Annotated in this window: 7 protein-coding genes and 1 tRNA gene; 4 read left to right on the forward strand and 4 right to left on the reverse strand. The window is 72.9% G+C overall.

The window, feature by feature from the left end; genetic code table 11:
- Positions 1-222 precede the first annotated feature (222 nt).
- Positions 223-1,428, forward strand: a complete 1,206-nt coding sequence (locus DZG00_RS08290; RefSeq protein WP_119381156.1) for an acyltransferase family protein — start codon at positions 223-225, stop codon at positions 1,426-1,428.
- 95 nt (positions 1,429-1,523) lie between these two features.
- Here DZG00_RS08290 and DZG00_RS08295 read toward each other — a convergent pair.
- The 3 genes from DZG00_RS08295 to DZG00_RS08305 form a co-directional block, all read right to left on the reverse strand.
- Positions 1,524-1,597, reverse strand: a tRNA-Pro gene (locus DZG00_RS08295).
- 63 nt (positions 1,598-1,660) lie between these two features.
- A complete protein-coding gene (locus tag DZG00_RS08300) occupies positions 1,661-2,605 on the reverse strand; it encodes a metallophosphoesterase (protein ID WP_119381157.1) in 945 nt (314 codons plus the stop codon).
- A complete protein-coding gene (locus tag DZG00_RS08305; RefSeq protein ID WP_119381158.1) occupies positions 2,605-5,145 on the reverse strand; it encodes a transglycosylase domain-containing protein in 2,541 nt (846 codons plus the stop codon). Before DZG00_RS08305 ends, DZG00_RS08300 begins: the two co-directional genes overlap by 1 nt.
- Positions 5,146-5,250: 105 nt before the next feature.
- On the opposite strand from DZG00_RS08305, the gene sp36 reads away from it, so the two are divergent.
- Positions 5,251-5,433 carry a Sp36 family protein gene (gene sp36 / locus DZG00_RS08310; protein WP_012297657.1) on the forward strand — a complete coding sequence of 61 codons (183 nt, stop codon included), beginning with the start codon at positions 5,251-5,253 and terminating at the stop codon, positions 5,431-5,433.
- Positions 5,433-5,897 (forward strand): RidA family protein, encoded by a 465-nt coding sequence (locus DZG00_RS08315; RefSeq protein ID WP_119381159.1) that lies wholly within the window; start codon positions 5,433-5,435, stop codon positions 5,895-5,897. The genes sp36 and DZG00_RS08315 overlap by 1 nt, the downstream gene beginning before the upstream one ends.
- 84 nt (positions 5,898-5,981) lie before the next feature.
- Here DZG00_RS08315 and acs read toward each other — a convergent pair whose 3' ends face one another.
- On the reverse strand, positions 5,982-8,021 hold the full coding sequence (acs, locus tag DZG00_RS08320; RefSeq protein WP_119381160.1) for an acetate--CoA ligase: 2,040 nt from the start codon (positions 8,019-8,021) through the stop codon (positions 5,982-5,984).
- Positions 8,022-8,356: 335 nt separating this feature from the next.
- Between acs and DZG00_RS08325 the strand changes: the two genes are divergently transcribed.
- Positions 8,357-9,532, forward strand: a 1,176-nt coding sequence (locus tag DZG00_RS08325) for a TadA family conjugal transfer-associated ATPase (RefSeq protein ID WP_119455525.1), incomplete at its 3' end; no start/stop codon positions are given.

The raw sequence follows: 9,532 nt of genomic DNA on the forward strand, positions 1-9,532 counted from the left end.
CCACCGCACCGGAAGCGCCCGCGGCTCCTGCGCAGCCCGCGCCCCCGGCCCAGCCCGCTCCTCCCGCGGAGGACTGAGCCCGCGCTCGATGGGGAGCGCGCGCCGACGGCCGTCGCCTCCGGGCGGCGGCCGTCGTGCTCGGTGTCGCCATGCCCAGGGCCCCTCGGATCCAGCGCCTCGTAGACTGGACGACCGCCGATCCACCGACCCGCGAAGGGCATCATGACCGGGACCCCGACGTCCGCACCCGCGCGCGTGCGCACGCTCCTGCCGGGCATCGAGGGCCTCCGCGGCGTCGCCGCCGTGGCCGTCCTGCTGTACCACGTGCAGCGCCAGCTCGCCCGGCCCACGACCGACGTCCCGCTCGTCGGCGAGGTCGCGTTCTTCAGCCACGGCGTCACGCTGTTCTTCGTGCTCAGCGGCTTCCTGCTGTTCCTGCCGTTCGCGCGCAGCCTCGTCGAGGGCGGCGCGATGCCGCGCCTGTCGCGCTACGCCGCGAACCGCGCGCTCCGCGTCTTCCCGGGGTACATCGTCGTCCTGCTGCTCGTGAGCCTGGTGCTCCGCGTCGCGATCCTGCCGCGCGAGACCCGCGACGCGGGCATCCAGGTGGGCACGCTCGGGCCGTGGGACACGGTGCTCAACGCGCTGCTGCTGCAGGGCTACGCGCCGCGCACGCTGCGCAGCGGCATCGAGGTCGCGTGGACGCTGGCCGTCGAGGTGTCCTTCTACGTGGTGCTGCCGATCGTGGCGCTCCTCGCCGCGCGGCTTCTGCGGGGGAGGGCCACGTGGATCCGCGCCCTCGCCCCCGCGGCCGTGCTCCTCGTGATCGGCGTGGCCGGCAAGGTCTGGTCGATCATCGCGCAGGCCCCGCTCGGGCATCGCGGCCGCCTGGCGAGCGAGTGGGGCGTCACGTGGGAGGCGGTCGCGAACCGCAGCATCCTGGTGCACGCGGACCTCTTCGCCTACGGCATGGCGGCGGCCGTGATCCTGCTACCCCTGTCCGCGGACGAGGGCCTGCGCGACCGCGTGGCGGCCTGGCGCGTGCCGGCGGGGATCGCGGCCGCCGCGCTCATCGTCGTCGCCTCCGAGGCGCCCGTGGGCGCGTTCGAGGAGAGCGTCGTCGCCGCCTCGTGCGCGACGCTGCTTCTGCTCGTGGCGCTGCCGCGGCGCGGGGGATCGCCCGGTCCGGTGACGCGCTTCCTCGAGCTGCGCTGGATCGCCTGGCTCGGCACGATCTCCTTCAGCGTCTACCTGTGGCACCTGCCGGTGATCCGATTCCTCCGCCGCGCGGGCCTCGTGCTGCCGGACACGCTCGCGGGCTTCGCGCTCAACACCCTCGTGGTGGGCGCGGTGACGCTCGCGCTGGCGGCCGCGACCTACTACGCGATCGAGCGGCCGGCGCTCCGGCTGAAGCCCGGCTCGCGCTAGCCCCACGGGATCACCGCACGACGAAGGGCCGCTCCCGGAGGAGCGGCCCTTCGTCGTGACGCCTGTCGTGCTGTGCCTCCCGAGGAGGCGGTGTGTCGGGGTAACAGGATTTGAACCTGCGACCTCTTCGTCCCGAACGAAGCGCGCTACCAAACTGCGCCACACCCCGATGGCCCGAGGGCCGGGTTCTACGATACCCGATGTTCCGGGCTCCCGAGTACGCGTCGGGCGGCTAGACCGCCGTGAGCGTGAGCAGCGTCGCCTCGGGGTAGCAGGCGAACCGCACGGGCGCGTAGATCGACGTGCCGAGGCCGGCGCTCACGTGCAGGTAGGCGGCGCGGTCGGCGTGCGGCCAGACGCTCAGGCCCTTGACCTGGCGGCGCGGGATGTCGCAGTTGGTGACGAGCGCGCCGTAGCCGGGGACGCAGACCTGGCCGCCGTGCGTGTGCCCGGCGAAGACCATGCGGGCGCCGTTGGTGACGAACGAGTCGAGCACCCGCCGGTAGGGCGCGTGCGCGACGCCGACCGACACGACCGGCGCGTCCGAGGCGCCCTGGTAGGCGTCGCCGTCCTCGCGCAGCGCGTCGAGGGCGCCCGGGAGCGCCTCGAGGTGGTCGAACTCGCGGTGCGGGTCGTCGACGCCGAAGAACTCGAGCAGCGTGCCGTTGACCTCGATCGCGCCCGCCGCGTTGTTGAGGTCGACCCAGCCGAGCGACGCGTAGAGCCGCTCGAGCCGCGCCAGGTCGAGGTCGGCCGGGCGCTGGGTGGCGTGCGTGTTCGCGGTGAAGTACTTGAACGGGTTCTTCATCATCGGCCCGTAGTAGTCGTTCGAGCCGTGCACGAAGACGCCGGGGATCCCGCGGAAGGCCTCGAGCGTCTCCTCGACGGCGACGATGCCCTGCTCGTGCCCCGTGTTGTCGCCGGTGTCGACGACGAGGTCGGGCTTCAGGCCCGCGAGCTCCCGCACCCACCGCTGCTTCTTGCGCTGCCAGGGCGCCATGTGCATGTCGGAGAGGTGGAGCACGCGGATGGGATCGGCGCCCACGGGGAGCACCGGCACGGTCACCTCGCGGAGGGTGAATCGGCGCCGCTCGTAGAACGACGCGTACGCGAAGACCGCGGCGCCCGCGGCGGCGACCCCGCCGACGGTGCGCGCGATCGTGCCGATCACGCCCATCAGCTGCGTCCGATGAAGAGCGTCACCGGGCCGCTGCTCTGCTGACCGGCGGCCGGATCCGTGCGGGTCGCCTTCCCGATCTGCGAGTTGTCCTGCACCTGCTCCTGCGCGATGGTGACGTCGAAGCCGGCCGCGCGGAGCGCCTGGCGTGCGCCCGTCACGTCCTGGCCGCGCACGTCAGGGACGGTGCCAGGCGTGCCCTGCTGCTGGCTCTGGTCGGGCCCGCTGCTCGTGAACACGGTGACGGTGGATCCGCGGGCCGCGTTGGCGCCGGCGCCGGGGTCGGATCCGGCGACCTGCCCCGCGGGCACGCTCGAGGAGGGGCGCGCGCCGCCCTGGGCGAAGGACAGGCCAGCGCCCTCGATGGCCGACTGCGCGTCCGCGGGGGACATGCCCGACACGTCAGGCACCTGCACCGTCGGCGTGCGCGTGAGGTCGGCTGCCGGGCCGGGGAACGCCGAACCCTTGTAGACCGCGTTGACGGCCTGCATGAACGGCTTCCACACGGCGAAGCGCGCCGTGGACATGAGCTGCCCGCCCGGGAGCCTGGTGTTGCGCTGCTGGATCTGCTGGCCCGAGGCGCTGCCGACCCAGATCGCGGTGGTGACCTCGGTGCTGGATCCCACGAACCAGGTGTCCTTCGCCTTGTCCGTGGTGCCCGTCTTGCCGATGAGCGGCGTGCCGTCGTTCGTGTTCGCGGGGGCGCCGGTCGCGCCCATGACGCCGGCGAGCGCGTAGGCGGCCGTGTGCGCGACATCGGGGCTCACGGCCTCGCGGCAGTTCGCGGACGGAGGCGTGATCTCGGTGTCGTCGGGGAGGACCACCTTGTCGATCATGATCGAGTCGCACGTGGTCCCGTTGTTGGCCACGGTCGCGTACGCCTGCGCCATCGTGAGAGGGGCGATGTTGTTGCCGCCCGAGCCGATGATGTCCGAGACGTAGTTGGACAGCGGCTTGTCGGGCACGGCCTGGTGGATGCCGATGTCCTTCGCGGTCTGGCCGATGCCGCACATGTCGAGCTCGCTGGCCATGGCCATGAACGCCGTGTTGGTGGAGTTGGCCGTGCCGGACATCACGGTGCGGTTGGGGCCGGGAGCCGCGCCGTCGTTGGTGACCTTCAGGACGTCGGACCCGAGGTTGCCGCCCGTGCAGGAGTCCTGGAAGTCGCGCCCGCTCCAGGTGCCGTTCGAGGAGCGCACGACCTCGTTGACCGAGTGCCCCTCCTTCAGCCACTCGAGGAGCGTCACGAGCTTGTACGTGGATCCGACCTGGAAGCCGCCGGATCCGCCGTAGTCCTGGTCGGTGTTGTAGTTGACGCTGGTGACGCCGCGCTGGTCGCCGTTGCCGTAGTCGGTGTTCTGGACCATGGCGATCACGCGGCCGGTCTTGGCCTCCACGCTCGTCATCGCGGATCCCACGTTGATGCTGTTCATCGTCGTCGGGATCTGCTTGCGCATGTCGTCCGTCGCCTTGGCCTGCAGGTCGAGGTTGAGCGTCGTGTAGATCTTGTAGCCGTTGCGGTTGAGGTTGTTGGTGCGCTCCGTGGAGTCCTTGCCGAAGGCGTCGGAGTTCTCGACCGTGTACTTGACCGCGTCGCAGAAGTACGCGGCGCTCGCGGGCTGGGCGGCGTTGCAGCCGCTCACCGACGGGGTGATCGTCGGGGTCACCGGCGTCGCGATGGCCTCGTCGTGCTGCTCCTGCGTGATGCTGTGGTGCTTCAGCATGTTGTCGATGAGGATGTCGCGCCGCTGCTGGTTCGCCGGGATGTTGCCGGGCTCGTCGATGCGGAGGGCCGTCGGGTAGTTGACCGTGGCGACGAGGCTCGCGGCCTGCGCGATGCTGAGGTCCTTGGCGTCCACGCCGTAGTAGTACTTCGCGGCCGACTGGATCCCGTAGACGCTGCCGCCGTAGTTCGCGATGTTGAGGTAGCCGAGGAGGATGTCGTTCTTGGCGAACTTCTTCTCCAGCCCGATCGCCAGGCGCATCTCCTTGAGCTTGCGGGCGGTCGACTCCTGCGTCGCCTCCGCGTAGGCCTTCTTGCCCGCCTCGGGATCCGTCGCCGCGAGCGTCTCCGCCTTCTGCACCAGCACGTTCTTCACGTACTGCATGGTGATGGTGCTCGCGCCGGACTCGACGCCGCCGCCGATGACGTTCTGCGCGAGGGCGCGGAACGTGGACTGCACGTCGACGCCGCCGTGCTCGTAGAAGCGCGGGTCCTCCGTGTCGACGGCCGCGGCCTTCGCGTTGTCGGAGACCTCGTCCCAGCCGACCTCCTCGCGGTTCTGCGCGTAGAACTCGGCGAACTTGACCGGCTGGCCGCCCTGCGTGGCGTAGAGCTCGGTCTTCTGGGCGAGGTTGTCGATCTGCAGGTAGTCCGGCAGGTCCTCGAAGAGCCCGATCGTGTTGTTGGCCGCGAGGCTCGTGACGGCGATGGCCGGGGTGACCATCGCCGCGACCAGCACGCCGGCCACGGCGCTCATGCCGAGGACGCCCGTGAGCGCGGCGGCGACGCGGCCGGGCGTGTTCTTGGAAGCAGACATAGACTCCAGAGTACGGGAAGGGTGTATGGGAACCCGTGAGACCTGTGCGCCGGCCGCCCGCGCCCGTCCCGTCATGCACCCCGACCCGACCGGCAAGGAGCCGAGATGACCGCAACGCCCGCGCAGTGGGAGTACCTCACCACGCCGCTGATGATCCACAACACCGCCGCCATCCTCAACACCTGGGGATCCCAGGGCTGGGAGCTCGTGCAGGTCGTCACCGGCCCCGAGGGCGGGCTCGTCGCCTACATGAAGCGCCCGGTCGCCGGCGCGGAGCACGGCGCCTGATGGGCGCGATCTCCGACCGGCTGGCCGAGCTCGGCATCGAGCTGCCCGCGGTCGCGGCGCCCGTCGCCGCATACGTCCCCGCGGTCGTCCACGGCGGCCTCGTCTACACGAGCGGTCAGCTGCCCTTCGTCGACGGTGCGCTCGCCGCGACCGGCAAGGTCGGCGCCGAGGTCTCGCCTGAGGACGCGAAGGCGCACGCCCGCACCTGTGCGCTGAACGGGCTCGCGGCGGCGGCGGACGCGGCCGGCGGCGTCGACCGCATCGCGCGCGTCATCAAGGTCACGGGCTTCGTCGCCTCGGCCGAGGGCTTCACCGGGCAGCCGGGCGTGATCAACGGGGCGAGCGAGGTGCTGGGGGAGATCCTCGGCGACGCCGGGATCCACGCGCGCTCCGCCGTGGGCGTCGCCGAGCTGCCGCTCGGCTCGCCCGTCGAGGTCGAGCTCGTGGTGGCGCTCGTCGAGTAGCCGTCGCCCGCCGCGGCGGGCACGAGAGGAGGGCCGGGTGCGCATCGCACCCGGCCCTCCTGCTGTCCTCGTTCGCCCGGCGGGTCAGCCCGCGCTCATCCGGTCCGAGATCACCTGCATGACCTGCGTGTCGGCCAGCGTGGTCGTGTCGCCGATCGCGCGGCCCTCGGCCACGTCGCGCAGCAGCCGGCGCATGATCTTCCCCGAGCGCGTCTTCGGCAGCTCCTGCACCACGAACACGCGGCGCGGCTTCGCGATGGCGCCGATCTGGTCGGACACGTGCTTCCGCAGGACCTCGTTCGGGTCCTCACCGCCGAGCGCGCTCGCCTCGGCCGTGCGGAGGATCACGAAGGCCACGACGGCCTGGCCGGTCGCCTCGTCGGACGCGCCGACGACCGCGGCCTCCGCGACGTACGGGTGCGCGACGAGCGACGACTCGATCTCCGCGGTCGAGAGGCGGTGGCCGGAGACGTTCATCACGTCATCCACCCGGCCGAGGAGCCAGATGTCGCCGTCCTCGTCGAGCCGGGCCCCGTCGCCCGCGAAGTAGCGGTCGCCGAAGCGGTCCCAGTACGTCTCGCGGTAGCGCTCCGGGTCGCCCCAGATGCCGCGGAGCATGCCGGGCCAGGGCTCGGTCACCACGAGGAGGCCGCTCTCGCCGCGCCCCACGGGATCGCCCTGGTCGTCGACCACGGCCACGGAGATGCCGGGGATGGGGGACTGCGCGGATCCGGGCTTCGTGGCGGTTACTCCGGGGAGCGCGGAGATCATGATGCCGCCGGTCTCCGTCTGCCACCAGGTGTCGACCACCGGCACGTCGCCGCCGCCGATGACGTCGCGATACCAGCGCCACGCCTCCGGGTTGATGGGCTCGCCGACCGAGCCGAGCAGGCGGATGGAGGAGAGGTCGCGGGAGTCGGGGATCTCGCGGCCGGTCTTCATGAAGGAGCGGATGGCGGTGGGGGCGGCGTAGAGGATCGTCACGCCGTGCTTCTCGACGATGTCCCACCAGCGGCCGGGCGCCGGCGTGTCCGGCGTGCCCTCGTAGATGACCTGCGTGGCTCCGTTCGCGAGCGGTCCGTAGACGACGTAGCTGTGGCCGGTGACCCAGCCGACGTCGGCCGTGCACCAGTAGACGTCGGTCTCGGGGTGCAGGTCGAACACGTTGCGGTGCGTGTAGGCGGCCTGCGTGAGGTAGCCGCCCGAGGTGTGCAGGATGCCCTTCGGCTTCCCCGTGGTGCCGCTCGTGTAGAGGATGAAGAGGGGGTGCTCGGACTCGAACGCCTCTGCCTCGTGCTCGGGATCCGCGGCGGCCACGCGCTCGTGCCACCAGAGGTCGCGGGTGTCGTCCCAGTCGACGTCGTTCTCGCCGCGCCTCACGACGAGGACGTGCTCCACGGAGCCGGCCGATCCGACGAGCGCCGCGTCCACCGCGGGCTTCAGCGGGAAGACCTTGCCCTTGCGCCAGCCGCCGTCGGCGGTGATGACCACGCGGGCCGCGGCGTCGTCGATGCGGGCCCGCAGGCTCTCGGCGCTGAAGCCGCCGAAGACGACCGAGTGGACCGCGCCGATGCGCGCGACGGCGAGCATCGCGATCACGGCCTCCGGGATCATCGGGAGGTAGATCGCGACGCGGTCGCCCGCGACGACGCCGAGGTCGCGGAGGGCGTTCGCGGCGCGCTTGACCTCCGCCGTGAGCTCCGCGTAGGTGAGGTCACGGGTGTCGCCGGGCTCGCCCTCCCAGTGCAGCGCGACGCGGTCGCCGTGGCCGGCGAGCACGTGCCGGTCGAGGCAGTTGTACGCGACGTTGAGCCGGCCATCGGGGAACCAGCGGGCGACGGGAGCGCCCGACCAGTCGAGGACCGTCTCGAACGGGGTCTCCCAGGTCACGAGCTCGCGGGCCCGCTCGGCCCAGAAGCCGAGCCGGTCGGCGGCGGCAGCGGCGGCCAGCGACTCGTCGGCGACGCGGGTCGCGCGGAACGCGTCCGACGGCGGATGGACGGGGGCCGGCTCGGGCGTCGGGGCCTGACGTGAGGGGGTGGTCGTCCCCTCCTCGTCCTGGTCGTGCGCGGCGGGCCTCGCGGCTCCGGGCTGGGTCGATCGGGGGTCCGTGGACATCGTCATCGTCATCCTCTCCGCGACCCACGTTAGCGGGTGGGCGGCGGGGCGCCACGAGGACGGGAGGCGGACGGGGCGACCGGGTTGCCGGGAGTCCGGTGGGGGAACGGCCAGAACGCGCATGACCCTCCCGTAGGGGGAGGCGTGGAGCGTATGCTCATGCCGTCGGGTCAAGCCCGACGTGTGGCGAGTACAGGATTCCCCCGATCCGTCGTCACGTGGCGGCGCCCGTTCCCCCGATGGGCGCCGCCCCTCTCCTCCCCAGCGGGCGGCCGGATGACGGCCTCCCCGCACGCGGCCGGCAGCATCCGTTCACGGGCGGCTCCGCCTAGCCTCCGCGCATGATCGAGTGGCAGGCATCCGTCATCGGACGAGGCGTCCTCCCGGAGGAGGCGTCGCGGCACCGGTCCGCGGTAGGCGCGGGACCGGGCACGCGCGGTGGTGGTGCCGAGGCCCCGCCGGCGTTCGTCCCGCGGGCGCGTGCCCTCGGCGTGGCCGCACGGCGGGCGCCAGCGCCCACGGCCGGGGGATCGGATGCCCTGGTGCCCGTCGGGGCCCCTCTCACCGAGTCCGCCTCGCCGTCGCGCCGCGTGCCGGCGGCGCTCGGTCCGCTCGCGCATCTCGTGCGGGATCCGCGGACGACCGACGTGTTCGTCAACGGCGACGGCGAGGTCTGGGCCGACCGCGGCACGGGCCCCGAGCGCCGACCCGACGTGGACCTCGGCGGCGAGCCCGCCGTACGGGCGCTCGCCGTGCGGCTGGCGGCCGAGGGCGGTCGGCACCTGGACGAGGCGGCGCCGTGCGTCGACGTCCGGCTGGGCGACGGGATGCGCGTCCACGCGGTCCTGCCGCCCGTGTCGACGCGCGGCACGCTGCTCTCGATCCGGCTGCCCTCGCGGGCGCGGCCCACGCTCGACGCCCTCGACGCGGCCGGTGCGTTCCCGCCCGGCTGCCGGGCGCTGCTCGAGGAGGCGGTGCGCCGGCGCACGAACCTCCTCATCACGGGAGCGGGCGGCAGCGGCAAGACCACCCTGCTCGGCGCGCTGCTCGCCCGGGCGGATCCGCGGGAGCGCATCGTGCTCGTCGAGGACGTCGCCGAGCTGCGGGTCAGGCACGCGCACGTCGTGTCGCTCGAGGCGAGGCAGGCGAACATCGAGGGCGCGGGCGAGCTGTCGCTGCCGCGCCTGGTGCGCGAGGCGCTGAGGATGCGGCCGGACCGGCTGGTGGTGGGGGAGTGCCGGGGCAGCGAGATCCGGGAGCTGCTCGGGGCGCTCAACACGGGGCACGACGGGGGCGCGGGCACGCTGCACGCCAACGGGGTCGCCGACGTCCCGGCCCGGCTCGAGGCGCTGGGCGCGCTCGCCGGCATGGACGCCGTCACGACGGCGCGGCAGGCCGTGAGCGCGATCGGGCTCGTGATCCACCTCGCGCGGACGCCGCAGGGGCGGCGGGTGATCGCCGCCGGACGCCTCGCCACCGGCGACGACGGCCGCCTGCGCGTCGTGCCGGTGCGGTGG

The organism is Clavibacter lycopersici, assembly GCF_003576405.1.
GTDB classification, from domain to species: Bacteria; Actinomycetota; Actinomycetes; order Actinomycetales; family Microbacteriaceae; genus Clavibacter; species Clavibacter lycopersici.